Source organism: Brevundimonas vesicularis, assembly GCF_044807075.1.
GTDB lineage: Bacteria > Pseudomonadota > Alphaproteobacteria > Caulobacterales > Caulobacteraceae > Brevundimonas > Brevundimonas vesicularis_G.
This window is the reverse complement of record NZ_CP085234.1, coordinates 2,219,568-2,243,841: the sequence shown is the minus strand read 5'-3', so window position 1 is coordinate 2,243,841 and position 24,274 is coordinate 2,219,568. Positions and strand designations below refer to the sequence as shown.

Here is a 24,274-nt window from a genome sequence, read left to right as displayed (position 1 = left end):
CCCCGCGAGGAGATTAGCCATGGGCTCCATGAGCATCTGGCACTGGGCCATCGTCATCGTCGTCATCGCGCTGCTGTTCGGCGGCCGGGGCAAGCTGTCTGGCATCATGGGCGACGCCGCCAAGGGCATCCGCGCCTTCAAGGACGGCCTGAAGGACGAAGACAAGAAGGACGGCCCGCACGAGGGCGTCAGCTCGCTGCCGCGCACCGAGGCGGAAAAGGAAGAGCTGAAGCGCTAGTCGTCGTCTGTAAGGGCTGACGCATGGGCGGGCTCGGCCCCGGTATCGGGGGTTTCGAATTAGTGGTGATCGGTCTGGTGGCCCTGCTTGTGGTGGGGCCAAAGGACCTGCCTGTCCTGATGCGTCGCGTCGGTCAGATGGTGGCCAAGGCGCGCGCCATGGCCAATGAGTTCCGATCCAGTTTCGACGAGATGGCGCGTCAGTCCGAACTGGACGACCTGCGCAAGGAGGTCGAGGCGCTCCGGACGGGGCAGGGGGCCATGTATCCCCTGGGCGCCGAGGCGGACGCCGCGTTCAAGGACATCAACGCCGGATTGACCGGGCCGACTGCCGCGGCTTTTCTGCCTGCGCCCGAGCCGGAGGCGCCGATCATGACGCCTGCGGTCGACGAATGGCCGGATACGCCGGCGGCGGTTGAGCCGGTCACGACGACGAAACCGAAGCGAACGCCCCCAAGGGCCAAGGCGGGGACGGGTGTTTCCGGATCGGCGACGGCTAAACCTCGCTCAGCCGCCAAACCGAAGATCGCCGCGCCGCCGGCCAAGACCACGCCAGCAGCCGACAAGCCCAAGACCTCGCGCAAGAAAGCCGTTGACCTGTGACGCCTTCCGATCGTGACGAGGCCGAGATCGAGGCGTCGCGCGCGCCACTGATGGATCACTTGATCGAGCTGCGCGGCCGGCTGCTCATCTGTGTGGTGGCTTTCTTCCTGGCCTTCATCTTCTGCTTCGCCTTCGCCAACCAGATCCAGATTGCGCTGATCAAGCCGTATCAGGCCGCCGTGGCGATCCATGCCGCAGCTTTGGCGACCGGCGGTCACGCCAATCCCATCGAACTGATCGCGGTGATGACGGGGATCAAACCCTATCCGCCAGGCAGCGCCGCCGTTGTTCAACTGATTGCCACGGCGCCGCTTGAACAGCTCTTCACCAAGATGAAGATCGCGGCCTTCGGCGCGGCGGTCCTCACCTTCCCGGTCATGGCGTGGCAGATGTATCGGTTCGTGGCGCCGGGTCTCTATCGCAACGAGCGCGGCGCGTTTCTGCCGTTCCTTATCGCCGCGCCTGTGATGTTCTGCCTGGGCGGTGCGTTGGTCTATTACGTCATGCTGCCGTTCGTGATGCTGTTCTCGCTGAGCCAGCAGGTCGCCACCGACGGCATATCCGTGGCGCAGACGACGAAGATTTCCGACTACCTCAGCCTGGTGACCTCGTTGCTGCTCGCCTTCGGTCTTTGCTTCCAGCTGCCCGTGGTGACGACCCTTCTGGGCCTCGCCGGTCTGATCAGTTCCAAGGTCATGGCGGTCGGTCGGCGCTACGCCATCGTCGCTGTCGTCGTGGTCGCAGCCGTGGTCACGCCCCCCGATCCGATCAGCCAACTGATGTTGGCCGTGCCTTTGGTCATCCTCTACGAGATTTCAATCTGGTGCGTGCGACTGATCGAGCTACGTCGCAAGAAGGCCGACGATCTGGAAGCCGAGATCGCTTAGGCGCACGTCCGCGTCTCGATCGCTGCTCGAAGCCGCCAGGCCATGCAAAAAGGGCCGGGGAGCAATCCCCGGCCCGTTGTCTTGACTGCGATCAGGTGATCAGCAGCTGTAGTACATGTCGAACTCGACCGGGTGCGGGTGCAGTTGCAGACGCATCACCTCTTCCATCTTCAGCTCGATGTAGCTGTCGATGAAGTCGTCATCCATGACGCCGCCCTTCTTGAGGAAGGCGCGGTCCTTATCCAGGTTCTCCAGCGCTTCACGCAGCGAGCCGCAGACCTCGGGGATCGAGCCGCGCTCTTCCGGCGGCAGATCGTAGAGGTTCTTGTCGGCGGGCGCGCCCGGATCGATCCGGTTCTCGATCCCGTCCAGGCCGGCCATCAGCAGGGCGACGAAGGTCAGATAGGGGTTGCCCATCGGGTCGGGGAACCGGGCTTCCAGACGCTTGGCCTTCGGCGACGAGACGTGCGGGATACGGATCGAGGCCGAACGGTTGCGGGCCGAGTAGGCCAGCTTCACCGGCGCTTCATAGCCGGGAACCAGACGCTTGTAGCTGTTGGTAGTCGAGTTGGCGAAGGCGTTGATGGCCTTGGCGTGCTTGATGATGCCGCCGATGTACCACAGACATTCCTGCGACAGGCCGGCGTACTGGTCGCCGGCGAACTGAGGCTTGCCGTCCTTCCAGATCGACATATGGACGTGCATGCCCGAACCGTTGTCCGCAAACATCGGCTTGGCCATGAAGGTCGCCGACTTGCCGTAGGCGTGGGCCACATTGTGGATCACGTACTTATAGAGCTGCAGGCGGTCGGCCATGGTCAGCAGGTCGGAGAACTTCAGTCCCAGTTCGTGCTGGGCCGGGGCCACCTCGTGGTGGTGCTTCTCGGGCTGAAGGCCCAGATCGCGCATGACGCCGAGCATTTCGCCGCGCAGGTCCTGGCCGGAATCGACCGGATTGACGGGGAAATAGCCGCCCTTGGGTCCAGGGCGATGGCCCATATTGCCTTCGGAATATTCAGCGCCGGTGTTGGCCGGCAGCTCGGTCGAATCGTAGCTGTAGCCGGTGTCGTGCGGCTGGGTGGACCAGCGCACGTCGTCGAAGATGAAGAACTCGGCTTCCGGTCCGAAGAAGACCTGATCGCCCACGCCCGACGACTGGACGTAGGACAGCGCCTTCTTAGCCATCGAGCGGCTGTCGCGGTTGTAGGGCTCGCCGGTGTCCGGGTTCAGCACGTCGCAGAACAGGAACATCGTCTTCTGCTGATAAAAGGGATCGATATAGGCCGTGGTCAGGTCCGGCTTCAGCAGCATGTCGGACTCGTTGATGGCCTTCCAGCCGGCGATCGACGAGCCGTCGAACATCGTGCCTTCGTTCAGGAAGTCCTCGTCGACCAGATCGACGTCGAAGGTGACGTGCTGAAGCTTGCCACGCGTGTCGGTGAAGCGGACGTCCACATATTGGACCTCTTCGTCCTTGATCTCTTTGAGGATCTTGCTGGCGCTCATTCTCGGAAAGTCCTGTTCTTGTCGTTTGGGGAGGAGACCGGACAGCGACCCGAGGGCCGAGGGCCGGGGAGGGTAGTCAGGTCAGACGGCTTGGGCTCCGGTTTCGCCGGTGCGGATGCGGATCACCTCGGCGACGTCGGACACGAAGATCTTGCCGTCGCCGATCTTGCCTGTGCGAGCCGAGGACTGAATGGCCTCGACAACCGCGGGCGCAAGGTCGTCGGCGACGACAACCTCGATCTTGATCTTGGGCAGGAAGTCGATGACGTATTCTGCGCCGCGATACAGTTCGGAATGACCCTTCTGGCGACCATATCCCTTGGCCTCCAGCACAGTCATGCCTTGCACGCCCACGTCCTGGAGCGCCTCTTTGACGTCATCCAGCTTGAAGGGCTTGATGATGGCTTCAATTTTCTTCATGGCGACCCCGGAGCGGCGCACGGAATGCAGCGGCGCTCGGGCGCGAATGGGACACAGCAGGGCCGCTCAAAGCAAGCGATTTTCGCAAGCTGGCGCAGGATAATCGGAACGCGGATGATAGAAACCAACGACCCTGCGATCTGGCGCAATTTTCTGCCTTGGCCGAGCGCGGAAACGCACAAGCATACGCGTGGACGTTTGGCCGTCGTTTCAGGAAAGGCGCATCATACCGGCGCTGCGCGGCTTGCAGCCCATGCGGGTCTCAGGATGGGCGCTGGGGTCGTGCGAATCCTTTGTCCGCCAGATGCGGCGTCAGTGATCGCACCGGCTGTGCGGGCGGTGATGTTGACGCCCTTTTCTTCACCCGAGAACTTAGGCCGAGAAGCCTCCGGCAGCGACGCCGTGGTGATCGGGCCGGCCGCAGGGCTGGACGATGCGACGATCGCGAACATTCAGGCGCTGGGCTCGACCGGCGCCGTTCTGGTGATCGACGCCGACGGCCTGACGGTCTTCAAAGGTCGAACGGCCGAACTGTTCGCCGTGTTGGATCGCGACGATATCCTGACGCCGCATGAGGGCGAGTTCGAACGCCTGTTCCCAGGCCTGCTTGCGGAAGGTCGCGAAACGGCCGTTCAAGAGGCTGCGCGAGCGGCCCAGGTGACGATCGTCTTGAAGGGCGCCCAGACGCTGATCGCATCGCCTGATGGCCGCGTCCGCCGAAACGAAAACGGCTCGCCGTGGCTGGCGACAGCGGGAACCGGGGATGTGCTCGCAGGCATGATCGGCGGATTGGCGGCCCAGCGGATGGACAGCTTCGACGCGGCCTGCGCCGCCGTCTGGCTTCATTCGGATGCGGCGCACACGTTCGGCCCCGGACTGACTTCGGATGACCTGCCCGACTGTTTGCCCAAGGTTTTATCAAAGATGCGGAATTCGGCGCTGGACTAACACGACCATCTGCGAAGCGGCTGCCCAGCAGGGCCAAGACACAGTGGAAAGTAGCTAGGCCCTGACCGGTGGGCTGAGCGGAGAGCATACCGGCGATGGAACATCGGTACGCTGCACACGTTTTGGCTGCCGACGAGGAGTTCACGATGAAGCGATCCATCCCACTTGCCGCCGCCTTAGCTCTTGTTCTTGGCTCATCCAGCATCGCCTTAGCTCAGCCCGGACCGGGCGGCGGGCACGGAAACGGGAAGGGGAGGGGCGACGATCGCGAAGGCGGACCTGGCCGTAATGGGCCTGGGCGCGGCGGTCAGGAGGCGCGTGAAGGTCGTCATCATGGGCCCGATGGAAGGGGCGGGCCGGCAACGCACATCGATGTTCGTCAGCCGCCATTTGTGGGTGAGCGCGCCAACGGTAAGAACCGGATGTCCGACCGCGACATCCGGCGCGAGATCGAGGGCCGCATAGACAGCGAGCGTGATCGGCTGGTTTATCGACGGGGTTTTGATCGGGCCCTGACGGACGGCTGCCCTCCCGGGCTCGCCAGAAAGAACAACGGCTGTCTCCCGCCCGGCCAAGCGCGCAAGATTGTCGACGAGAGAGAGGATTATGCACGCTACAACTATTTGTGGCGCACTCGCGCCGATGAAGCGAACTACATGTACCGCGACGGATACATGTATCGCTACAACACCCAAGGCGGCCTGCTCGGTTACCTGCCAATTCTCGGCGGCGTTCTTTCACAGGGCAATGTTTGGCCGACGCGATACGAATATCAGCCGGCCCCTCAGTACTTCTCTGAATATTTCGGGCTGAATGACCGGTACCAGTACCGCTATGCCGATGGCGTGCTCTACGGTGTGGATCCACAGACCCAAGGGATTAGCCAGATCGCGGCGCTTTTAACGGGGCAGCAGTTCAACGTCGGCCAGCGCATGCCAGCGGGTTACGACGTCTACAATGTGCCCTACGCCTATCGCGATCGGTACGTGGACAGCCCACAGAGCCTGTATCGGTACAATGACGGCTATGTGTATCAGGTCGGCCCCACCACTCAGGTGGTGCAGGCCGTCATTCAACTGCTGACGTGAGCGAGGGCCTAATGCGTAACACCAATGTGTGGGCGTTGGCGCCGCTAATGGCGTTCGCACTGGCCGCTTGCGGTGACCACGAGGGTTCGGCGACCGCGAAGTCTGGGGCCGCGCCTGCAGCTGCGCCCTCAACCAAGACGTTGGACGCGGAAATCGGTGATAATGGCGACCTGAACACACTGCATGGCGTGGTCAAGGCTGCGGGTCTCTCAGAGGTGCTCGCGAGCAAAGGCCCATACACCGTCTTTGCGCCCGCGAACGCGTCACTCAATGGATTGAGTGGCTCCCTGACTGGTGACGCGCAAAAAGCTCAAAGCGCGGCGCTTTTGCGCGCCCACATTGTGCCTGGCGCACTCACGCGCGCGGATATTCTTGCAGCGATTGAGCGCGGCGGCGACGATGGCATTGAGATGCGCACGATGGCAGACACACTGCTGACTTTCAGCCGCGATGGAGACAAAATCCTGGTCACCGCGCCAGATGGAGCCGTTGCCCGCTTGACCGGACGCGAGACACAAGCCGCTAACGGCGTGCTTCAACCCACGGACGGCGTCCTTGTGAAACCAAGCTGAGGACAAGCCAGGGCTGCAGCTCAGGTCACAAGATTTCGTATAATATATCTTAGGCGATAATGCGACTTGTTCTTCAGCGGCGCAGACGGCTTTCTTGAGCTTGGCTTTGAATGGTCACTGGCTCTTCAGCCGGTGCGGGCTGTCGTGTCAGACAAACCCCTTTGAGCCATAGCTTGAGGGCTTCCCAGTGGATCGCCACGACCACCTTGAATGTCATCAAGGGAATGGCGGCTGTCGCGGCGGCGATGTTGCGATCCTCCAACCGTTCCCGCTTCGCCACCATAGCGGCCGTGATCAAAACGCCCTCGGCATCCAGCCCATCAATAGTCATGTCGAGGCGATCGCCTGGAGTATGACCACGGAACTGGTAATCCATCTCCATGCCCATGAATGGCGACACATAGAGCGCCTTGGCTGCGCCCTGGCGAATGACGCCCGCAGCCTGATCTTTGATCGGGATCGGAATGACATAGGCGTGGCGGATGCCGAAGGTGCTGGTCACCTCGTACACCATGGCGGCCAGCCGTCCGTCGGGCCGATGGCAATAGTAAATGCTGATCGGGTTGAAGACGTATCCGAGGACGCGCGGCATGGTTAACAGGCGGACGGTTCCGCCCTCAAGATCGATGCCGGCTTGAGCCATCCACGCATCCACCTGAGGACGCAGCGCGCCAGAACCGTCTCCGTAATCCTTGTCGTGGAAAGACAAGAGATTGAACCGATTGCGCGAGAACATGCGCAGGCGCGCGTCCAAATCATTGATTTCCGACAGGTCGAGCAGGAGCCAGAAGACGCGATAGTTCAGCTTATGGATCTTGGGGCGAAGGCGTCGGTGCATGACCCGGCCGCGATAAAGGGCCGAGCTGAGTGTCACGCGGCACGTTCCAGCTGCGCCCCCATCGGCGTCGTCAAATGAATGCGACCGCTTTCGTTGGCGACAGACCAAGGGCGACGTACGCCGCCGAGTTGTTCGGCGACGGCGAGGCCGGATTGCAAGCCGTCCTCGTGGAAGCCGGCACCGAAGTGGGCCCCGCAGAACCAGACGCCCCCCTGCCCTTGCAGGCTCCACAACTGCTTTTGCGCCTGTATGGCCGCGGGATCGAAGATGGGGTGCTCGTACAGTTCGCTGCGTAAAATCGTGTCGGCCCGCGGCGGACGTGGCGGGTTGAGCGTCACGAACAGGTCGTCGCCCGGCAGGCCTTGCAGGCGGTTCATCCAATAGGTGACGCAGAGGCCGTCGTCCGCGCCAATATAGTTCCAACTGGCCCAGGCGCGACGACGATGCGGCATCAGGCCGGCGTCGGTATGCAGTACGGTCAGATTTCGGCTATACCGGAAAGCGCCGAGCAGCGCCTTCTCCTGCGTCGTCGGTTCGGCCAGCATCGCCAGAGCCTGGTCGGCATGGGAGCCGATCACGACCTGGTCGTAGCGCTCGACGCCGCCTTGGCTGTCGTGAACGAAGACGCCCTGATCGCTGCGCCGCACAGCAGTGACGCCATGGTCCAACCGAATGTCCTGGATGGCGCGTGCGAGATGTTCGACATAGATGCGGCTGCCGCCCTCGACGGTGCGCCACAGTGGGCGCCCCACCAGTTTCAGCAGGCCGTGATTGCCGCAGAAGCGGATGAAGGACTCGGCCGGATAGTCCATCAGCGTGTGCGCCGGCGATGACCAGATCGCGGCCGCCATGGGCAGCAGGTGATCGTCGCGGAACGCCTCGCTGAATCCTTCCCGCTTCAGATAGTCGCCAAGCGTCAGCGAGGAATCAGACATCGCAGCCAAATCCTTTGGCGCGTCGCGATAGAAGCGCAGGATTTCGCTCAGCATCGACCAAAAGCGAGGGCGCAGGGCATTGCGACGCTGAGCAAACAAACCTGGCGCGGCATATTCGAACTGTCCGTCATCCAGCGAGACAGCGAACGACATATCCGTGGCGCGTGTCGCGATCCCCAGATGCTCGAACAGGGCGATCAGATTGGGGTAGGTCGCGTCATTAAAGCAGATGAAGCCGGTGTCGACCGCTATATCGCCGGAAGGCACGCTGGCCATCACCGTATTGGAATGCCCGCCCAGGCGATCGCCCTTTTCGTAAAGCGTCACGTCGTGGCGTTTCGACAGAAGCCAGGCCGAAGACAGCGCGGCGACGCCAGATCCGACCACAGCGATCTTTTGACGTTCGGCAGAGGGCGTCGCGGACGACAGGGGCATGAAAACTCCGAGAGATGCGCCGCAGCGCGATCGCCAGGGCATGAACGGATTACGGGTCGCCGTCATGTTCGGATCGCGATTGATCCAGACATTTCCGCTGAGCGTATTAGTGTTCATGCATGCCGAGCCGTTATCCTTCGCATCAACGCCATGTCGGTCCCACCGCGTGAAGGCGCTCGACAGCTCGCCTGATCCGCTGCTGCACGATCGGCTGATCGAGCAGATCGCCCTGAGGCGCGATCGTGACGCGTTCGCTGCGCTCTTCGCCTATTTCGCACCGCGGCTGAAGGCCTGGCTGATCAAGTCAGGCGCGACGCCAGGCGCGGCCGAGGACTTTGCGCAGGACGCCATGCTCACCGTGTGGCGCAAGGCCGATCTGTTTGATTCGTCCAAGGCGCGCGCCGCCACGTGGATTTTCACCATCGCTCGGAACCGTCGGCTGGACATGCTGCGGCGTGACGCGCGCCCCTTGCCGACGCCTGAAATCGAGTTGGCGGGTGACGACGTCCGCCGGCCGGATGAACTGCTGTCGATGTCGCAAGACGCGGATCGCGTGCGCGACGCTCTGGCCCGGCTCAGCGCTGACCACGTCGAGGTCCTGCGTCTGGCCTTTTTCATGGACAACTCTCATTCCGAGATCGCCAAACATCTCGGCCTGCCGCTCGGCACCGTCAAATCCCGTATTCGTAACGCCATGACCAAGCTTCGTTTGATCCTCGCGCCGTCTGAAGAGGCAGCGCGATGAAACCTCAGCGCAATCCCTCCGAAGAACGTTTACTGGCCTATGCGGCCGGCACGCTCAGCCCGCCCGAGGCTGTGGTGATGGCGGCGCATCTGGCGATGCGACCGGCCAATGACGCCTGGGTGCGCGACCTGCAGTCGGTCGGTGGGGAGTTTCTGGACGAGACCTCCCCCTCCCCCTTGTCCAATGATGCGCTCGCCTTGGCGATGGCGCGGATCGAGACGGATGCCGGCAAGGCCAGGCACAGCGCGCCCCTGAACGACATGCCCGAGCTGCCCGAGCCGCTGCGGCGCTATGCGCTGGGTCCATGGCGCTGGGTCGGGCCCGGCATGCGCGTGCGCGATGTCCATGCGCCGCGGGATGGGGATTGCCGCGTCATTCTTCTGAAGATTGAATCGGGTCGTGAGACGCCAAAACACACCCATGGCGGCGTCGAGCTGACCTGCGTCATCTCAGGCGCCTATGCGACCGAAACCGAGCGTTTCGACGTCGGCGATTTCGAAGAGGCGGATCCGGAGGTGCTGCACCAACCCCGTGTCGTGTCGGACGAGCCGTGTCTGTGCGTCGTCGCGCTTGACGGTCAGATCCAATTGGATGGATGGGTCGGCAAGCTGATCCAACCCTTCGTTCGCCTGTGACCGCTCTTGCGACCACTTGGGGTGTCGCCGCCCTGTTTCTCGTTGGCGTTATGTCTACGGCCTGGCTGGTTCAGAAACGAACGGGCCAAGGCGGTTGGGCGGACGCCTTCTGGTCGCTTGGACTGGGAGCGGCTGGCGTCGGCGTCGCACTCTTCCCGATCGACGGCGCCGTTCCGTCGTTGCGCCAGTATCTTGCAGCGCTTCTGATCGGCCTTTGGGGGTTGCGGCTGGGGTCCCACATCGCTGTTCGCGCCGCCCATGAAGAACGCGAAGACGCTCGTTACGCGCGTCTGCGAGAGGACTGGGGCGCCGGTTTTCAGGTTAAGATGTTCGGCTTTCTGATGCTGCAAGCCGGAGCCGCCGCCTTCCTGGCGCTCAGCGTGATGGCGGCGGCGCGCAACCCGGCGCCCGGCCTGACGCTTCAGGATGCCGTAGCGACATTGATCTTTGTCGGAGCCCTGGTTGGAGAAGCCATTTCGGATCGCCAGCTGGCGGCCTTCAAACGCAACCCGGCCAACAAGGGTGGAATCTGCGATGTCGGTCTGTGGGCTTGGTCACGCCACCCAAACTATTTCTTCGAATGGGTGAGTTGGTGCGCCTGGCCTGTGTTCGCGATCAATCTGAGCGGTGAATGGCCTTGGGGTTGGCTGGCGCTGACCGGCCCAGCCTATATGTACTGGCTTCTGACCCAAGTGTCCGGCGTGCCCTTGCTGGAAGAGCATATGCGACAATCAAGACCAAAGGCGTTCGAGGCCTACGCCGCCCGCACCAGCGCGTTCTTCCCTCGCCCGCCCCGTCGTTGAGGCCATCTCAGTCCGTCTTGGCTTTTCCCAGATGCGTTTCGCCGCGTTCGCGGGCCATCTCCATCTGCCTGTGCCGCTCGGCATATCGCTGCCGCTGGACCGCGTCGCGGGTGTCGTGACAGCGTTCGCAGCACACGCCTTCGACATAATGCGGCGAAGCCCGACCGGCTTCGTCCACTGGCAGACGACATCCCCGGCACAAGGAGTGGGAACCTTGGCTCAAGCCGTGCCCGACCGAGACGCGTTCGTCAAAGACGAAACACGCTCCACGCCATAGGCTCTGCTCCTCATCCACCGTCTCAAGATAGCGAAGGATGCCGCCTTCCAGATGATGGACGTTCTCCACACCCTCAGCCTTCAGGAAAGCGGTCGATTTTTCGCAGCGAATGCCGCCGGTGCAGTACATGGCCACGCGCTTGGCGCCGGTCTGCTCAATCAGCGCACGACCTTCGCTGCGAAACCAGTCTGGGAAATCGCGAAAGCTGCGAGTATTCGGCTGGACGGCCCGTTCGAACGCGCCGATCTCGCCCTCGTAGTCGTTGCGCGTATCGATCACCAAGGTCTCGGGATCGGCGATCAGCGCGTTCCAGTCCGTGGCCGCAACGTAGACGCCCGCCTGAGTCGCAGGGTCCAGATCCGGCTGTCCCATGGTGACGATCTCGCGTTTGACGCGCACCTTCATCCGGTGAAACGGCAGGGCGTCGGTCCAGGCGTATTTGAGTTCGAGCGTCTCGAAGCCTGGCATGGCGTGGATCGTGGACAGCACCGCTGCGATGGCCGTCTCCGATCCTGCGATGGTGCCGTTCAGACCCTCCGGCGCGACGAGCAGGGTCCCCCTCACCTGCCCAGCGTCGCAGACCGTCTGAAGCGTCTGGCGTATGGCTTCGGGATCGGCCACCGGCGCGAACCGGTAGAGTGCGGCGACACGGACGGGTTGATCGGACGAGGTCTGATGGTCGGTCATGGATCAGCCCCTCGAAGGCGCCGGAGGTGGCGCGCCCAGCAGGACTCGAACCTGCAACAACCCGCTTAGAAGGCGGGTGCTCTATCCGGTTGAGCTATGGGCGCTCTGGCAAGACGTCAGGCGTCAGTGCGTCCAGGACTGCTTGCGGTTGGTGGCGAAATTGTCGGCATAGGCCTTGATGATCACCGGCGGATCGTTCGGCTCGTGCAAGCGGAAGGCGATGCCGTGACGCTCGGCATATTCGATCGCCTCTTCCTTCGATTCGAAGCTCAGACGAACCTGGCCGTTCATGTCGTTGGAGCTGGTCCAGCCCATTAGCGGATCGATGGTGCGCGCCGACGCCGGTTCGAATTCCAGCCGCCAGTCGCGGCTCTTGGCCTTGCCCGACTGCATCGCAGTTTTGGCCGGGCGGTAGATGCGAGCCAACATGGCGAAATCCTCAGTGACGGCGGGGTCTGTAATCCTGCCATAACGCGCGCTGGACATATGATCCAGCGGCCTTCCGTTGGTCGGGGCGAGAGGATTCGAACCTCCGACCCTCTGGTCCCAAACCAGATGCGCTACCAGGCTGCGCTACACCCCGGACCGAACGGAGCGCTCTATTGGCACTTCGCGACGCGATCCGCAATCAAGGCTTGAAATAAGGATGTAAAACTTTGTCGCCGGGCTTGGCGTTAATTTCGGCCGCCCGCCCTGCCCGCAGTTCCAGGACGCCGTTGGCGGCGCCATTGGAAGGGATCGGCGCCTCGGAGAACGGCGTGGCGTGCGAGGCAATGGAGACGATCCGGCCTTGCGGGTCGATGTAAAGGATGTCCAGCGAACTCGGCGTGTTGCGCATCCAGAAGCTCTGCTCGCGCGGTGCTTCGCCCGGCCATTGGAACAACATCCCACGGTCGGCCTCGAGCGGCGGACGGAACATCAGCCCCCGTTGGCGTTCGGGCTCTTCGTCGGCGATTTCGACCCAGAACTGATGCTCGCCCGACGTGGTCACGACGGCCAGCTTCTGCAGCGGCTCGCCATTGGGGCCGACAGGCGCCTTGGCCGCGCATCCGGCGAGCGCGAGCATAACAAGGCCCGCCATTGCAAAACGTCTCGTCGCCTTGATCATACGCCTCTCCTGGGCGCTCGATCAGTCGCCCGTTCTGATGTCTGCAACCACCAGACCCTTGGGCCCGTTGGCGAATCGCACCCGCACCGCATCGCCAGGAATCAGATCATCCAGGCCGCAGCGACGCAGGGTTTCGATGTGGACGAAGATATCGCCCGGCTCACGATCATGCACGACGAATCCGTAGCCCTTGGTGCGATTGAACCATTTGACCAGAGCGGTCTCCAGCTGTTCGTCACTTTCGGCAACCGGGCGCGGCGGCGGCGCAGTCACAGGTCGACGCACGGCCGGCGTCACTTCGCCCTCGCCCAGGTCATGGATCTCAATCGTCTGCCAACCCTTGGCGCGCTTGACGCAGTCGCAGGTGATGGTCGCGCCTTCATCGGCCGCGTCACGGCCGAGATCGCGCAGGCTGCTGATATGCAGCAGGACGTCTCTCGTTTCAGTCAGGGTCGGATCGTCAGGGACGATGAAACCGTAGCCCTTGACGGCGTCGAACCACTTCACGCGCCCAGTGACGCGAACGGTCTGCGCCGTTTCCGTCTCTCTAAAGTCAGACACTTTAAAAAACCCCCGCCCGCGCCTCCAGCGGACTCGTTTTATATTTAACACCGTTCCGCGAAATTTTGAAAAGCGGAAAATGCGTGCATACGCATAAGCTTGCGTCTCGGGGGTAGAGACGCACATTCTCTGCGTGGCTAATGCTCGCCTGCAGCAACCGTGATCTGGATTTCATTAAATTTTGGGAGCCCTGAAAGCTCAACCATGACCCTGCCCGCGTGGCAGTCCCTAGGGGAGTCGAACCCCTCTTTTCAGGTTGAAAACCTGACGTCCTAACCGATAGACGAAGGGACCGCTGCGCGGGAGAGCCGGCGATATAGCCGCGCCCTCGGAGCGGTGCAAGCGTGGATTTTCAGTTTTTTGGAGCCGCCGTTAGATCATTCGAGGATCGGCGACATCCTCGATCTCGAACTGCACGCCCTTGCGCCCATTCCAGTCGTCAGCCTTCAACCGGCCCACGATGCTCAGCCCGCCCTGCCCCGACAGCAAGGCCTGGCCCGTCGGCAGATCGGCGCAGCGCCAAGCGATGGCCTTGACCGACGCACCATCCGGACCGACCAGCCGACACCGCACGTGACCGCCATTCATGGCGACGGGTTCCCGGGCTTGAACGCCGCTCAGGGCGAAGCTGGGTTCGGGATTGGCGGGGCCGAATGGGGCCAGACGCTCGAACGATTCGAACAGATCACGCGTCGCCGCTGACGGGTCGATCAGCGCGTCGATCTCCAGCACATCCTGTGCGACAGCTTCGACCCTTTCGGTGGCAAGTTTAGCGTTCAGGAAGGCGGTCAACTCGGACACGCGCGCGCCGTCCATCGTCAGGCCTGCCGCCATGGCATGACCGCCCCCAGCGAGCAGGATCCCGCTCTCCCAGGCCGTCTGGATTGCGCGTCCCAGGTTCATGCCTGGCTGTGACCGGCCCGAGCCCTTTCCAAGACCAGTCACGGGATCAACGCCAATGACGATCACGGGCTTGCGCCAGCGTTCGCGCAAACGGCCGGCGACGATCCCGACGACGCCCGGATGCCAGTCCTCGCCCGCGACCACGACGACGGCGCTTTCGTCGGCATGGCCGCCGGTCGCCTCGACCCGACGAACGGCGGCCTCGGTGACGGCCCGCTCCACATCGCGCCGCGACAGGTTCAGAGCATCGAGTTCGATCGCCAGGGCCTCCGCCTCGGCCGGGTCGTCCGTCGACAGCAGCCGTGCGCCGAGGTCGGAGCGACCGATTCGCCCTCCCGCATTGATGCGCGGTCCCAGGATGAAACCGGCGTGATTGCTCTTGGCCGGTCCCGGTTCGGCGCCGGCCGCCGCCAACAGCGCGCGCAGACCCGGATTGCGCCAGTCGCTCATGACCTTCAGACCAAGGCCGGTCAGCGCGCGATTGAAGCCGGTCAGGCCGGTCACGTCGCAGATGGCGCCCAGGGCCGCCAGATCCAGCCACTGACGAATGTCCGGCTCGGCCCTCTCGGCGAACAGGCCCCGCCGCCGCCCCTCCCGGTTCAGCGCCGCCAGAAGCACGAACACGACGCCCGCCGCCGCCAGATTTCCTTGACCCGAGTTGCAGCCCGGCCGGTTTGGGTTGACGACCGCCAACGCCGTCGGCGGCTCGCTGCGCATCAGGTGGTGATCGATAACGACGACGTTAAGGGCGATGGCGGCCGCATGGGCCAGGGCTTCGTTCGCCGCCGCGCCGCAATCCACGGTAATGACCAGATCGGCGCCCGACGCCTTCAACGTGTCGAAGGCCTTGGCGCTTGGGCCGTAACCTTCGGTCAGGCGGTCGGGGACATAGATCGACAGTTCGTGGCCCATCGCCCGGAACCAACGCACCAGCAGCGCCGCGCTTGAGGCGCCATCGACGTCGTAGTCGGCGAACACATGAATGTTCGCCTTGGCCTGTAACGCGTTCAGGATCGCATCGGCCGCTGCGTCCATATCCATGAAGCTGGACGGGTCGGGAAACAGGGCGCGCAGGGTCGGGGTAAGGAAATCTTGGCCTTGGTCTGCGCGAACGCCCCGCGAGGCCAATGCCCGGGCCAGCGGTTCTTCCAGGTTCAGGGTCTGCATGTGCGCGCGCGTCGTGGCGGCGTCGGCCGGACGTTGACGCCAGGCGCGCCCGGACAGGGACCGAGACACGCCGAGAAATGCGTTCAGTGTCTTTGCGCCGCCGTCGTCTGCCATAAGCGCGTTATCGCGGGATTCTGCATCCCGCGCGACCGCTCATCGCGTCGGGCGGCGGTCGAGCGGCGGCGGAGCCTTGGCCCTGTCACGCAGGCTTTGAGCGAAGGCCTCGATATCCGCCTGGGTTCGGACGGCGTCAGGCGACACCGGAACGGCGTTCACGGCCGCGCGTGTTTCGGCGGCGAGCGCCTCGGCGTCGCCGAGCGTCCAGTCGATGCGTGCGATCTCGCTGGTCAGCGTCGCGCTATCGCCCTGGAGGCGCTGCACATTCGACGCGACCTGAGTGACCGGCGGCAGATCGGTCGGCGCGGCCGGAAAGTCCTCCCAGCGCGGATAGCGCCGATTGGCGTCGACCAGTTCCTGGATACGTGGCGCAAGCGGCGAGACAGCCTCCGTCTTGGAGGCGGATGCGCCGACACAGCCGCTCAATGGCGTCGCGATCGCGGCTGCGGCGATCAGGATCATCTTTTTCGAGTGCGACGCGTTCATTTCCTTGATGGTCTTATGCCATCATCGCGATGCGCGGAAGGGCGGATGAACCGCCCTCTGGCGCAGGCTGCGCGAAGGACGATCATGGCCAAGACTCCCAGGACGCCGACAGACGCCCCAGACCGCCCCGTACGCAAGGCCGGACGTCCGACGTCCGCCAAGCCCCGGCCCCCTCGTCAGCCCAAATCGAAACCTGCCGAAACACGGGAAGCTGCCGCCGAAGCCCATTCGAAACCGACTCCTGAACCGACCGCAGCGACGCCCAACCAAGCCGAGTTGATCGAAACCCTGTCGATAAATCTGGCCAAGGCGGCCATGATGGCCCAGAGCGCGATCGCCGAGGCGGCGCTGACCCAGGCTGATCGGCCGGCCGCCCTTTCCGCCGATCCCTTCAACGTCGCGCCAGCCATGACGTCAGTCATGACCAGCTTGGCCGCCCAGCCCGAAAAGATGATTCAGGCCCAAGCCGACCTGTTTAGCCGCTATATGCAGCTCTGGTCATCGACGGCGCGTCAGGCGGCCGGCGAGGCGCCCGATCCCGCTCCGGCCGACAAGCGGTTTAAGGACCCGGCATGGTCCGAAAATCCCATGTTCGACATGATGCGGCGATCCTATTTGCTGACATCGGACTGGATGAACGGCCTGATCGCCGGGGTCGAGGACGTCGATCCGACGCTGAAACGTCGCGCCCAGTTCTTCACCCGCCTGCTTACCGATGCCTTCTCGCCGTCCAACTTCTTGGCTTCAAATCCCGTCGCGCTGAAGGCCTTGGCGGAGACCAGCGGCGAATCGCTGGTGAAGGGTATGCAGAACTTCGCCGCCGATCTGGAACGTGGCGGCGGATCGCTGCGTATCAGCCAGGCCGACTACGGCAAGTTCGTCGTCGGTGAGAACGTCGCCACCGCGCCGGGCCAGGTCGTCTGGCGCGACGAGCTGTTCGAACTGATCCAGTACGCACCCTCGACTGAGAGTCAGCACGACATCCCGCTGCTGATCTTCCCGCCCTGGATCAACAAATTCTACATCATGGACCTGCAGCCGGCGAACTCGCTGATCCGCTGGCTGTCGGCTCAGGGCTTCACGGTCTTCGTCTGTTCCTGGGTCAATCCGGACAGGGACAAGGCTGGCTTCGGCTTCGACGACTATCTGGAAAAGGGCATCTATCGCGCGGTCGAGAAAACGCTGGAGCAGGCGGGAACCAAGCAACTGAACGCCGTGGGCTATTGCATCGGCGGCACCCTGCTTGGCGCTGGCCTGGCGCACATGGCGGCCAAGGGCGACAAGCGCATCGCCGCCGCTACCTTCTTCGCCGCTCAACATGACTTCGCCGAGGCCGGCGACCTGCTTCTGTTCACCGACGAACACTGGATCGCCGAGATCGAGCGTCAGATGGATGCGGCGGGCGGCGTCCTGCCGGGCGCGGCCATGGCGGAAACGTTCAACGCCCTGCGGTCCAATGACCTGATCTGGTCCTTTTTCATTAGCAACTATCTGCTGGGGAAGGATCCGCCCGCCTTCGACCTGTTGTTCTGGAACGCCGATCAGACCCGCATGCCCAAGGCGCTGCATCTGGACTATCTGCGTCAGATGTATGGGGCCAACGCCCTGGCCAAGGGGCAGTTCGAGATCGGCGGCCTGACGGCGGACCTGTCGAAGGTCGAGATCCCGCTCTATTTTCAGGCCAGCCGAGAGGATCACATCGCGCCGATGAACTCGGTCTATCGATCCGCCAAACTGTTCGGCGGCAAGGATGTGACCTTCACCCTGGCCGGGTCAGGTCACATCGCCGGCGTCATCAACGCCCCCGCCGCAAAGAAGTATCAGCATTGGACCAACCCTGCCCTGCCCGCGACCTTGGCCGAATGGCAAGCTGACGCCGTCGAACATCCCGGCAGCTGGTGGGAGCATTGGTCGGCCTGGCTCGGCGCGCGTTCCGGCGCTCAAATCCCCGCCCGCAACCCCGCCAAGGGCCCGCTCAAGCCCATCGAGCCGGCGCCGGGCAGCTATGTGAAAGTGAAGTCTTGAACCGTCTCGAACCCAACGCCCTGCTCGCCGTCAGCACAGGCGTCGCCTTGATCCTGCTGATCATGACAGCCAGCCTGTTCGGAGAACCGGGCAACACGGTCAAATATGTGATCTCAGCCGTCATCTGCGCGGCCGCCTTCGTCCTGCTCAACGAACGGATGGCGCGCGCGATGAAACGACCGGTCGCTCAGCCGCTGATCCACATCAGCACGCCGGGTACGGCGGTCTGGGCCGGGCTGTTCCCATTGATCGTCATCGCCATGGCCTGCGCGCCCGTTTTTTTCGCCGGTCACGACTATGGGCTGCTAGTGATCATCGCCTCGGTCATCTTCGGCCTGACCGTCGATTCAGCCGTGCGCGCCCGTCGCGCCTAGGCCGAGACGAACTTCAGCGCCACGCCGTTGTTGCAGTAGCGCAGCCCCGTCGGACGCGGACCATCATCGAACACATGCCCCTGGTGTCCCAGGCAGCGGGCGCAATGGTATTCGGTGCGTGGAATGCCGATGGCCAGGTCACGCTTCTTGCCGATATTGGCGGCGATGACGTCATAGAAGCTGGGCCAGCCGGTGTGGGAATCGAATTTCCACTGCGATCGGAACAGCGGCAGATCGCAGCCCTTGCAGACGAACGTCCCGCGTGCGTGCTGGTCGTTTAACGGGCTGGAATAGGGACGCTCCGTCCCCTCGTGCCGCATCACGCGCCAGGAAGCGTCGCCCAACCGTCGTCGCCAATCCGCATCGGACACCCGACGATAGGGCGAGGCTGCGTACTGCCCCTCCCCGGCTTCGGACGTCTCTGGCGAACAGGCGGACAGGGCGAGCGCGCCGGCGCCCAACAAAAGGCCCCGGCGATGCAGGATCAGGGACTGAGTCATGTCCCTGATACGACGGATGCCGCCGAATGGTTTCAGACCTCAGATCAGGCCGGTCGCCTCATCCAGGCCTAGCATGATGTTCAGGTTCTGCACGGCCGCGCCCGAAGCGCCCTTGCCCAGATTGTCGAGCAAGGCGACCAGCCGCGCCTGCTCGCCATTGCGGTCGCCGAAGACGTGCAAACGCAGGTGGTTGGTGCCGTTCAAGCCTTCGGGCTCGATGCCTGTCATGGCCTCGGTCTCCTCCAGGTCGGCGACCTCGACGAACCGCTGGCCGTCATAGGCCTCAACCAGCGCGCCGTGCAGCCGCTCGACCGAGGGGGTTTCCGGCAGAGCCGTCAGATGCAGCGGAACCTCGACCAGCATGCCCTGGCGGTAGTTGCCAACCGCCGGCGTGAACAGCACGTCTCGGCTCAGACCTGTGTGTTTGGTCATTTCAGGCACATGCTTATGCCTCAGCGTCAGACCATAGGCCCGATAGGCGGTCGTGGCGCCCCCGCTGTCTTTTGGGGCCGTCTCAAACTCGGCGATCATGGCCTTGCCGCCGCCGGAATAGCCCGAGACCGCATTGACCGTGACGGGATAGTTGGCTGGAACCAGCCCCGCCTTCACCAGCGGCCTCACCAAAGCGATGAAGCCCGTGGGATAGCAGCCGGGGTTCGACACGAACTGAGAGCGCGCGATCAGCGCACGCTGCCCGGCATCCATTTCAGGAAAGCCATAGGCCCAGCCTGGCGCGACCCGATAGGCGGTCGAGGCGTCGATCACCTTGACCGACGGGTTTTCGATCATGGACACGGCTTGCCGCGCCGCATCGTCGGGCAGACACAGGATCACCGCGTCGGCGCCGTTCAGGGCCTCACGCCGCGCATCCGCATCCCGACGACGCTCGCCTAGCAACAGCAGTTCCAAATCCGGGCGCGCTTCCAGCCGCTCGCGGATTTCCAGCCCTGTGGTGCCGGCCTCGCCGTCGATGAAGATGGTGTGGGTCATTTGTCTCTCCCGTCCCTTCTCCGCTTAAGGAGCAAAGGCGCAAGAAAAAGGGCGCTCCGGGTCTCCCCGAAGCGCCCCAAATCCGAACCGCGTAAACGCGATTAGCGCTTCGAGAACTGGAAGCTGCGGCGAGCCTTGGCGCGGCCGTACTTCTTGCGCTCGACGACGCGGCTGTCGCGGGTCAGGAAGCCGTGCGGCTTCAGGACCTTGCGCAGTTCCGGTTCGAAATGCGTCAGGGCGTGCGACAGGCCGTGGCGGATGGCGCCGGCTTGGCCCGACAGACCCGAACCTTCGACGGTGCAGATCACGTCATATTGCGTGGCGCGGTCCGAGACGGTCAGCGGCTGAGCGATCATCATGCGCAGCACGGGACGAGCGAAATACTGCTCCTGGTCCTTGCCGTTGATGGTGATCTTGCCGGTGCCGGGCTTCACCCAGACGCGAGCGATGGCGTTCTTGCGCTTGCCGGTCGAATAGGCGCGGCCCTGGGCGTCCAGCTTCTGGACATAGACGGGCGCGTCGTTCTCGACCGAAGAGCTCAGGCCCTTCAGGGCGTCGAAGCCGGTGGCGGTTTCGGTGTTGGTCACGTCGGTCATGCTCAGACGCTCCGGGTGTTCTTGGGCGACGCCGACTTGAAGTCGATCGTTTCCGGTTGCTGGGCTTCGTGGTCGTGCGCGGCGCCGGCGAACAGGCGCAGGTGCGTCATTTGCTTGCGGGCCAAGGGGCTTTCCTTGGGCAGCATGCGCTCGACGGCCTTTTCAAGCACGCGCTCGGGGAAGCGGCCGCCCAGAACCTTCTCAGGCGTGGTCGACTTGACGCCGCCCGGGTGACCGGTGTGGCGATAGTAGATCTTGTCGGTATTCTTCTTGCCGGTGAACACCACCTTGTCGACGTTGGTGACGACGACATAGTCGCCGCAATCGACGTGCGGGGTGTAGTCGCCGCGGTGCTTGCCGCGCAGACGGTTGGCGATGAAGGTCGCAAGGCGGCCAACCACGACGCCTTCGGCGTCGATGTGGATCCACTTCTTCTCGACCTCGGCCGGCTTCAACGAAGCCGTAGTGCTCTTCAGCATGAGGGGGTTCCTGGAGACGAAAATCGGGTCCGGCCCCCGAGGGAACCGAATGAAGGCGCGCTGATACAGGAGACGATTGGTCGCGTCAACGCACTAGACAACATCGCATTCGCCACAACGCATTGTTTCAACGAAGTTTTTCAAATACGGTATTAAAATACCCGACGCGAAGAGGCCAAGTAGCGTTAAGGCGTAACATAAAACGTCATCAAAGGATGATTATAGGCGGGCATCGCAAAGACGACAGCTTTGGAGTCCCTTCATGATCCTTCATCGTCGCGGTCTGATCGCCACGGGCGCAGCCGCCGCCTTCTCGGGACTGGCGCGTCACGCCGCCGCTCAGACGGCGGGTGAAGAGAGCTACGTCAACGAGGTCCATGGCTACGGCCCGCTGCTGCGCGATCCCAATCGACTGCTCGATCTGCCCGAAGGCTTTTCCTATCAGGTCGTGGCCCAGAGCGGCGACACGATGGACGACGGCCTGTTCGCTCCGGGGCAACCTGACGGCATGGCCTGTTTCCCGCTGGAAGGGTCTCGCGTGGCCCTGGTCGTCAATCACGAGCTGAAGGGCTCCAGCGGCCTGCATCGCAACCTCGGCCCCGGCGGCCTGCGGGAGGAACGGCTTGACCTGTTGGACGCCAGCCGGGGCTACGACACCTACAAGAATGGCCGCCCCTTGCCCGGCGGCTGCTCCACCATCACCTATGATCTGGCGACCCGCCAGATGGTCAGCCGGCATCTGACGCTGGCCGGCACCTCGACCAATTGCTGCGGCGGCCCGACGCCTTGGGGCAGTTGGCTGACCTGCGAGGAGACGCTGGAGACGCCGGCCGACGCCGATGTGACCAAGAGCCACGGGTGGGTCTTCGAAGTGCCGGCGACCGCGACCGGCCTGGTCGATCCCGTGCCTCTCAAGGCGATGGGCCGGTTCGATCACGAGGCCGTCTGCGTCGATCCCCGCACTGGCGTCGTCTATCTGACCGAAGACGACAACGCCGGCCTCTTCTATCGCTTCATTCCCAATGCGCCCGGCAAGCTGATCGAGGGCGGCCGGCTTCAGGCCATGGCCTGGAAAGGCGCGCCCTCGGCCGACACCCGCAATCAGGACGGTCGCACCTGGGCTGTCGGCGACTGGAGGGAGATCGAATGGATCGATCTGGACGACGTCGAATCTCCCAATGGCGACCTGGCCGAGCGCGGCCACGCGGCCGGCGCCGCCTGGGTTGCGCGGGGCGAAGGCGTCTGGTGGGGCGATGACGAGCTGTATTTCACAGCGACCTCGGGCGGACCAATCCGACGCGGTCAGGTGCTGCGTCTGGCGCCCGGCCTGAACGGCGCGGCAGATCGCCTTCAGCTGTTCGTCGAGAGCACGGATCCAAAGACAATGAACATGGCCGACAACATCACCGTCGCGCCCTGGGGGCACCTGATCCTGTGCGAGGACAACTATTCCTCGGACGTCCGCAACCACCTGAAAGGCGTCACGCCAGAGGGCAAGGTCTATACGATCGGCCGCAATGTCTTCACCGGCAACTCCGAGTTCGCCGGCGCCTGCTTCTCGCCGGATGGCGAGGTGCTGTTCGTCAACATCATGTACCCCGGCATGACTCTGGCGATCAGAGGCCCATGGTCCTCGGTCCGGACATGAAGATGCGCGGCTGAGCCCGCAGCACCAACCATAGGTTCACGGTGGCCGTCGCCAGCACAATCGCGGCGCCTGCCTGGTGCAGCACGCCCAGCCACACCGGAACGGCGTGCACCAGGGTCACGATCCCCAGCAGCGCCTGGAACCAGATCACACCCGCAAGCGCAAAGGCGCCGAAGCCCATTCCCTCCGCCACGCGCCAGCGCCAGGCCTGGAAGGCATAGATGCTGACGGCGATCAGCAGGCCATAGGCGACCAGTCGGTGATTGAACTGCGTCAGCGCCTGATCATGCAGAAAGGCGACCGCGCCCAGGCTCCAGTCGGCCGGCGGCAAAACGGCGCCGTTCATCAGCGGCCAGTCGGTATAGACCAGCCCCGCATGACCGCCCGCAACCAGGGCGCCCAGCAGACATTGCAGGAAGACCGCGCCCAGCAGCAGGCCGGCGCCCCTCGCCCAACCCGACGGCGGGCGGCCGTGATCTTCACCGTTCCAGGCCTCCAACCCCGTCCAGATCAGGGCGGCGAACAGCACGAACGCCAGACCCAGATGTGTGGCCAGACGCTCCGGCGCCACGCTGACACGCTCAGACAGGCCGCTGGACACCATCCACCATCCAATCAGGCCCTGAAGACCGCCCAAAGCCAGTAGCAGGACACAGCGCCAGATCAGGCGATTGGGCATCGCCCATTGGTGGAGTACCGAGCGGGCCGGCGCCAGTCGGCACAGCAGGAAGACGATCAGCGGCAGGGCGAACACCATACCCACCAGACGCCCGATCAGCCGGTGCAGCCATTCCCACCAAAAGATGCCCTGGAACTCGCCCAGGCTCATGCCGGCGTTGACCTGCGCGTACTGCGGGATCTGCTTGTACTTCTCGAAGGCCTCGGCCCACTGCGCGTCGTTCAGAGGCGGAATGGCGCCCATGATGGGCTTCCACTCCGTGATCGACAGGCCAGAGCCCGTCAGCCGCGTGATGCCGCCAATCACGACCATCAGAAAGACGACGGCGGCCGTGGCGAACAGCCATACGGCGACGGCGCGGTTACGATCTGGATTTCCGAAACGGTTCATTCGACGCCTGACACTGACCCGGATATGGTGTTGCGTCGAACGAAGACCAGACGCGACCGGTGCGGTATGCCCGCCCCTAGCGACAAGATCGAGTCGGATTGATTTAACGGCGCTGTCGCCGCAGGAGATCAGGGTTGCAATACGCCGATATCGCCGCCGCCGTCGCAGGCGGCCTGCTGCTGGCCTGGATCGCGGACCTTCTGACGGGCCGGCGCGGCTTCGGCGGCACAAGTCTGGTGTCCGGGATCGGCCTAGCCTGCGGATGGTTTCTGGCGGTGCGGGTCTTCGCGGTCAGCACGATGGACAGCTGGATCTGGGTGCCGTGGGCGCTCGTGGGATCGGGCATCTGTCTGGTCGCCTTCTTCCTGTTCCGGAACAAGCGCTGATGCCGCCGCGTCTGCGTCGCTTCGTCGCCGCGATCGGCGTGCTGCTCTTTCTCGTTTTCTGGGTCTGGGGCCTGATCGCCCTGCGCGGAATGCTGCCGCCGTCGCAGTGGATCGACTTCCTGTTCTTCGGCATCGGCGGGACGGCCTGGGGCCTGCCTCTCATCCCATTGCTGCGATGGGCCGAGCGCGGCTGAGCGCCGAACCTGCCCCCAGATACGGCGATGGGGCCGCCCGCAAGGACGACCCCAC

29 protein-coding genes and 3 tRNA genes are annotated in these 24,274 nt (G+C 63.7%); 14 read left to right on the top strand and 18 right to left on the bottom strand.

All coding sequences use genetic code 11. The features are described 5' to 3' along the window. Positions 1 to 19: 19 nt before the first annotated feature. Genes LG306_RS11285 through tatC form a run of 3 tightly spaced genes read left to right on the top strand, consistent with a single transcriptional unit; the run spans position 20 to position 1,727 of the window. Positions 20 to 238: a twin-arginine translocase TatA/TatE family subunit gene (locus LG306_RS11285; protein ID WP_017503863.1), complete on the top strand. Its 219-nt coding sequence runs from the start codon at positions 20 to 22 to the stop codon at positions 236 to 238. A gap of 23 nt (positions 239 to 261) precedes the next feature. Beyond that, positions 262 to 840 (top strand): Sec-independent protein translocase protein TatB, encoded by a 579-nt coding sequence (tatB, locus tag LG306_RS11280; protein WP_404414464.1) that lies wholly within the window; start codon positions 262 to 264, stop codon positions 838 to 840. Further along, complete coding sequence (tatC, locus tag LG306_RS11275; protein WP_404414462.1) at positions 837 to 1,727, top strand: twin-arginine translocase subunit TatC; 891 nt, start codon at positions 837 to 839, stop codon at positions 1,725 to 1,727. Before tatB ends, tatC begins: the two co-directional genes overlap by 4 nt. Before the next feature lie 99 nt (positions 1,728 to 1,826). On the opposite strand, the gene glnA is transcribed toward tatC, so the two are convergent. Next, positions 1,827 to 3,233, bottom strand: a complete 1,407-nt coding sequence (gene glnA / locus LG306_RS11270) for a type I glutamate--ammonia ligase (protein WP_137721626.1) — start codon at positions 3,231 to 3,233, stop codon at positions 1,827 to 1,829. A gap of 81 nt (positions 3,234 to 3,314) precedes the next feature. Continuing rightward, positions 3,315 to 3,653, bottom strand: coding sequence for a P-II family nitrogen regulator (locus LG306_RS11265; protein ID WP_153921793.1), 339 nt, complete (start codon positions 3,651 to 3,653; stop codon positions 3,315 to 3,317). On the opposite strand from LG306_RS11265, the gene LG306_RS11260 reads away from it, so the two are divergent. The 3 genes from LG306_RS11260 (at position 3,537) to LG306_RS11250 (ending at position 6,261) form a co-directional block, all read left to right on the top strand. Beyond that, positions 3,537 to 4,601, top strand: a complete 1,065-nt coding sequence (locus LG306_RS11260; protein WP_404419715.1) for an NAD(P)H-hydrate dehydratase — start codon at positions 3,537 to 3,539, stop codon at positions 4,599 to 4,601. The genes LG306_RS11265 and LG306_RS11260 overlap by 117 nt on opposite strands. A 146-nt stretch (positions 4,602 to 4,747) precedes the next feature. Then, positions 4,748 to 5,689 (top strand): hypothetical protein, encoded by a 942-nt coding sequence (locus LG306_RS11255; RefSeq protein ID WP_404414460.1) that lies wholly within the window; start codon positions 4,748 to 4,750, stop codon positions 5,687 to 5,689. A gap of 11 nt (positions 5,690 to 5,700) precedes the next feature. Further along, entirely contained in the window at positions 5,701 to 6,261 is a 561-nt protein-coding gene (locus tag LG306_RS11250) for a fasciclin domain-containing protein (protein WP_404414458.1), read from the top strand. Between the two features lie 73 nt (positions 6,262 to 6,334). Here LG306_RS11250 and LG306_RS11245 read toward each other — a convergent pair whose 3' ends face one another. Together LG306_RS11245 and LG306_RS11240 are read right to left on the bottom strand one after the other, a co-directional pair. Beyond that, the gene (locus tag LG306_RS11245) at positions 6,335 to 7,135 is read right to left on the bottom strand and encodes a DUF1365 domain-containing protein (protein ID WP_404414456.1); all 801 of its coding nucleotides are present in this window, start codon (positions 7,133 to 7,135) and stop codon (positions 6,335 to 6,337) included. Then, positions 7,132 to 8,469, bottom strand: a complete 1,338-nt coding sequence (locus tag LG306_RS11240; RefSeq protein WP_404414454.1) for an NAD(P)/FAD-dependent oxidoreductase — start codon at positions 8,467 to 8,469, stop codon at positions 7,132 to 7,134. Before LG306_RS11240 ends, LG306_RS11245 begins: the two co-directional genes overlap by 4 nt. 166 nt (positions 8,470 to 8,635) lie before the next feature. Here LG306_RS11240 and LG306_RS11235 point away from each other — a divergent pair, with 166 nt between their 5' ends. Genes LG306_RS11235 through LG306_RS11225 form a run of 3 tightly spaced genes read left to right on the top strand, consistent with a single transcriptional unit; the run spans position 8,636 to position 10,652 of the window. Next, positions 8,636 to 9,214 carry a sigma-70 family RNA polymerase sigma factor gene (locus LG306_RS11235; RefSeq protein ID WP_404414452.1) on the top strand — a complete coding sequence of 193 codons (579 nt, stop codon included), beginning with the start codon at positions 8,636 to 8,638 and terminating at the stop codon, positions 9,212 to 9,214. After that, positions 9,211 to 9,849, top strand: coding sequence for a ChrR family anti-sigma-E factor (locus tag LG306_RS11230; RefSeq protein WP_404414450.1), 639 nt, complete (start codon positions 9,211 to 9,213; stop codon positions 9,847 to 9,849). Before LG306_RS11235 ends, LG306_RS11230 begins: the two co-directional genes overlap by 4 nt. A gap of 50 nt (positions 9,850 to 9,899) precedes the next feature. Next, complete coding sequence (locus tag LG306_RS11225; RefSeq protein ID WP_404414448.1) at positions 9,900 to 10,652, top strand: DUF1295 domain-containing protein; 753 nt, start codon at positions 9,900 to 9,902, stop codon at positions 10,650 to 10,652. 7 nt (positions 10,653 to 10,659) lie between these two features. On the opposite strand, the gene LG306_RS11220 is transcribed toward LG306_RS11225, so the two are convergent. The 9 genes from LG306_RS11220 to LG306_RS11180 form a co-directional block, all read right to left on the bottom strand. Further along, complete coding sequence (locus LG306_RS11220) at positions 10,660 to 11,616, bottom strand: rhodanese-related sulfurtransferase (RefSeq protein WP_404414447.1); 957 nt, start codon at positions 11,614 to 11,616, stop codon at positions 10,660 to 10,662. Between the two features lie 27 nt (positions 11,617 to 11,643). Then, positions 11,644 to 11,720, bottom strand: a tRNA-Arg gene (locus LG306_RS11215). A gap of 19 nt (positions 11,721 to 11,739) precedes the next feature. After that, positions 11,740 to 12,045 (bottom strand): ETC complex I subunit, encoded by a 306-nt coding sequence (locus LG306_RS11210; protein WP_165116743.1) that lies wholly within the window; start codon positions 12,043 to 12,045, stop codon positions 11,740 to 11,742. A gap of 77 nt (positions 12,046 to 12,122) precedes the next feature. After that, a tRNA-Pro gene (locus LG306_RS11205) sits at positions 12,123 to 12,199 on the bottom strand. 45 nt (positions 12,200 to 12,244) lie between these two features. Then, positions 12,245 to 12,724, bottom strand: a complete 480-nt coding sequence (locus LG306_RS11200) for a DUF192 domain-containing protein (RefSeq protein WP_055753594.1) — start codon at positions 12,722 to 12,724, stop codon at positions 12,245 to 12,247. Between the two features lie 21 nt (positions 12,725 to 12,745). Then, positions 12,746 to 13,285 carry a cold-shock protein gene (locus tag LG306_RS11195; RefSeq protein ID WP_404419713.1) on the bottom strand — a complete coding sequence of 180 codons (540 nt, stop codon included), beginning with the start codon at positions 13,283 to 13,285 and terminating at the stop codon, positions 12,746 to 12,748. Between the two features lie 219 nt (positions 13,286 to 13,504). Next, positions 13,505 to 13,579: transfer RNA gene (locus tag LG306_RS11190), tRNA-Glu, on the bottom strand. 78 nt (positions 13,580 to 13,657) lie between these two features. Continuing rightward, positions 13,658 to 15,469, bottom strand: a complete 1,812-nt coding sequence (recJ, locus tag LG306_RS11185) for a single-stranded-DNA-specific exonuclease RecJ (RefSeq protein ID WP_404414444.1) — start codon at positions 15,467 to 15,469, stop codon at positions 13,658 to 13,660. Between the two features lie 39 nt (positions 15,470 to 15,508). After that, complete coding sequence (locus LG306_RS11180; protein WP_197071091.1) at positions 15,509 to 15,934, bottom strand: hypothetical protein; 426 nt, start codon at positions 15,932 to 15,934, stop codon at positions 15,509 to 15,511. Positions 15,935 to 16,042: 108 nt separating this feature from the next. On the opposite strand from LG306_RS11180, the gene phaC reads away from it, so the two are divergent. Beyond that, the gene (phaC, locus tag LG306_RS11175) at positions 16,043 to 17,983 is read left to right on the top strand and encodes a class I poly(R)-hydroxyalkanoic acid synthase (protein ID WP_404414442.1); all 1,941 of its coding nucleotides are present in this window, start codon (positions 16,043 to 16,045) and stop codon (positions 17,981 to 17,983) included. Further along, positions 17,980 to 18,357 (top strand): hypothetical protein, encoded by a 378-nt coding sequence (locus LG306_RS11170; RefSeq protein ID WP_404414440.1) that lies wholly within the window; start codon positions 17,980 to 17,982, stop codon positions 18,355 to 18,357. Before phaC ends, LG306_RS11170 begins: the two co-directional genes overlap by 4 nt. On the opposite strand, the gene msrB is transcribed toward LG306_RS11170, so the two are convergent. From msrB to rplM, 4 genes are all read right to left on the bottom strand, one after another. Continuing rightward, positions 18,354 to 18,857, bottom strand: coding sequence for a peptide-methionine (R)-S-oxide reductase MsrB (gene msrB, locus LG306_RS11165; RefSeq protein WP_039245147.1), 504 nt, complete (start codon positions 18,855 to 18,857; stop codon positions 18,354 to 18,356). The genes LG306_RS11170 and msrB overlap by 4 nt on opposite strands. Positions 18,858 to 18,896: 39 nt before the next feature. Continuing rightward, positions 18,897 to 19,847: an N-acetyl-gamma-glutamyl-phosphate reductase gene (gene argC / locus LG306_RS11160; RefSeq protein WP_404414439.1), complete on the bottom strand. Its 951-nt coding sequence runs from the start codon at positions 19,845 to 19,847 to the stop codon at positions 18,897 to 18,899. A gap of 101 nt (positions 19,848 to 19,948) precedes the next feature. Beyond that, complete coding sequence (gene rpsI, locus LG306_RS11155) at positions 19,949 to 20,443, bottom strand: 30S ribosomal protein S9 (protein WP_017503896.1); 495 nt, start codon at positions 20,441 to 20,443, stop codon at positions 19,949 to 19,951. A gap of 2 nt (positions 20,444 to 20,445) precedes the next feature. Beyond that, the gene (rplM, locus tag LG306_RS11150; protein ID WP_017503897.1) at positions 20,446 to 20,922 is read right to left on the bottom strand and encodes a 50S ribosomal protein L13; all 477 of its coding nucleotides are present in this window, start codon (positions 20,920 to 20,922) and stop codon (positions 20,446 to 20,448) included. A 262-nt stretch (positions 20,923 to 21,184) separates the two neighbouring features. On the opposite strand from rplM, the gene LG306_RS11145 reads away from it, so the two are divergent. Next, positions 21,185 to 22,570, top strand: a complete 1,386-nt coding sequence (locus LG306_RS11145; RefSeq protein ID WP_404414436.1) for an alkaline phosphatase PhoX — start codon at positions 21,185 to 21,187, stop codon at positions 22,568 to 22,570. Here LG306_RS11145 and LG306_RS11140 read toward each other — a convergent pair. Then, the gene (locus LG306_RS11140) at positions 22,539 to 23,639 is read right to left on the bottom strand and encodes a COX15/CtaA family protein (protein ID WP_404414435.1); all 1,101 of its coding nucleotides are present in this window, start codon (positions 23,637 to 23,639) and stop codon (positions 22,539 to 22,541) included. The genes LG306_RS11145 and LG306_RS11140 overlap by 32 nt on opposite strands. Before the next feature lie 134 nt (positions 23,640 to 23,773). Here LG306_RS11140 and LG306_RS11135 point away from each other — a divergent pair, with 134 nt between their 5' ends. Together LG306_RS11135 and LG306_RS11130 are read left to right on the top strand one after the other, a co-directional pair. After that, positions 23,774 to 24,025, top strand: a complete 252-nt coding sequence (locus LG306_RS11135) for a transglycosylase (RefSeq protein WP_404414434.1) — start codon at positions 23,774 to 23,776, stop codon at positions 24,023 to 24,025. Further along, a complete protein-coding gene (locus tag LG306_RS11130; RefSeq protein ID WP_017503901.1) occupies positions 24,025 to 24,219 on the top strand; it encodes a DUF2842 domain-containing protein in 195 nt (64 codons plus the stop codon). Before LG306_RS11135 ends, LG306_RS11130 begins: the two co-directional genes overlap by 1 nt. The last annotated feature ends 55 nt before the right edge of the window (positions 24,220 to 24,274 follow it).

What these genes read in the sequence shown, in the direction of transcription:
- LG306_RS11285 (WP_017503863.1), top strand. Translation starts at nt 20, where the DNA reads ATGGGCTCCATGAGCATCTGGCACTGGGCCATCGTCATCGTCGTCATC.
- tatB (WP_404414464.1), top strand. Translation starts at nt 262, where the DNA reads ATGGGCGGGCTCGGCCCCGGTATCGGGGGTTTCGAATTAGTGGTGATC.
- glnA (WP_137721626.1), bottom strand. Translation starts at nt 3,233, where the DNA reads ATGAGCGCCAGCAAGATCCTCAAAGAGATCAAGGACGAAGAGGTCCAA.
- LG306_RS11265 (WP_153921793.1), bottom strand. Translation starts at nt 3,653, where the DNA reads ATGAAGAAAATTGAAGCCATCATCAAGCCCTTCAAGCTGGATGACGTC.
- LG306_RS11255 (WP_404414460.1), top strand. Translation starts at nt 4,748, where the DNA reads ATGAAGCGATCCATCCCACTTGCCGCCGCCTTAGCTCTTGTTCTTGGC.
- LG306_RS11250 (WP_404414458.1), top strand. Translation starts at nt 5,701, where the DNA reads ATGCGTAACACCAATGTGTGGGCGTTGGCGCCGCTAATGGCGTTCGCA.
- LG306_RS11240 (WP_404414454.1), bottom strand. Translation starts at nt 8,469, where the DNA reads ATGCCCCTGTCGTCCGCGACGCCCTCTGCCGAACGTCAAAAGATCGCT.
- LG306_RS11230 (WP_404414450.1), top strand. Translation starts at nt 9,211, where the DNA reads ATGAAACCTCAGCGCAATCCCTCCGAAGAACGTTTACTGGCCTATGCG.
- LG306_RS11225 (WP_404414448.1), top strand. Translation starts at nt 9,900, where the DNA reads ATGTCTACGGCCTGGCTGGTTCAGAAACGAACGGGCCAAGGCGGTTGG.
- LG306_RS11220 (WP_404414447.1), bottom strand. Translation starts at nt 11,616, where the DNA reads ATGACCGACCATCAGACCTCGTCCGATCAACCCGTCCGTGTCGCCGCA.
- LG306_RS11210 (WP_165116743.1), bottom strand. Translation starts at nt 12,045, where the DNA reads ATGTTGGCTCGCATCTACCGCCCGGCCAAAACTGCGATGCAGTCGGGC.
- LG306_RS11200 (WP_055753594.1), bottom strand. Translation starts at nt 12,724, where the DNA reads ATGATCAAGGCGACGAGACGTTTTGCAATGGCGGGCCTTGTTATGCTC.
- recJ (WP_404414444.1), bottom strand. Translation starts at nt 15,469, where the DNA reads ATGGCAGACGACGGCGGCGCAAAGACACTGAACGCATTTCTCGGCGTG.
- LG306_RS11180 (WP_197071091.1), bottom strand. Translation starts at nt 15,934, where the DNA reads ATGATCCTGATCGCCGCAGCCGCGATCGCGACGCCATTGAGCGGCTGT.
- phaC (WP_404414442.1), top strand. Translation starts at nt 16,043, where the DNA reads ATGGCCAAGACTCCCAGGACGCCGACAGACGCCCCAGACCGCCCCGTA.
- msrB (WP_039245147.1), bottom strand. Translation starts at nt 18,857, where the DNA reads ATGACTCAGTCCCTGATCCTGCATCGCCGGGGCCTTTTGTTGGGCGCC.
- argC (WP_404414439.1), bottom strand. Translation starts at nt 19,847, where the DNA reads ATGACCCACACCATCTTCATCGACGGCGAGGCCGGCACCACAGGGCTG.
- rpsI (WP_017503896.1), bottom strand. Translation starts at nt 20,443, where the DNA reads ATGACCGACGTGACCAACACCGAAACCGCCACCGGCTTCGACGCCCTG.
- rplM (WP_017503897.1), bottom strand. Translation starts at nt 20,922, where the DNA reads ATGCTGAAGAGCACTACGGCTTCGTTGAAGCCGGCCGAGGTCGAGAAG.
- LG306_RS11145 (WP_404414436.1), top strand. Translation starts at nt 21,185, where the DNA reads ATGATCCTTCATCGTCGCGGTCTGATCGCCACGGGCGCAGCCGCCGCC.
- LG306_RS11140 (WP_404414435.1), bottom strand. Translation starts at nt 23,639, where the DNA reads ATGAACCGTTTCGGAAATCCAGATCGTAACCGCGCCGTCGCCGTATGG.
- LG306_RS11130 (WP_017503901.1), top strand. Translation starts at nt 24,025, where the DNA reads ATGCCGCCGCGTCTGCGTCGCTTCGTCGCCGCGATCGGCGTGCTGCTC.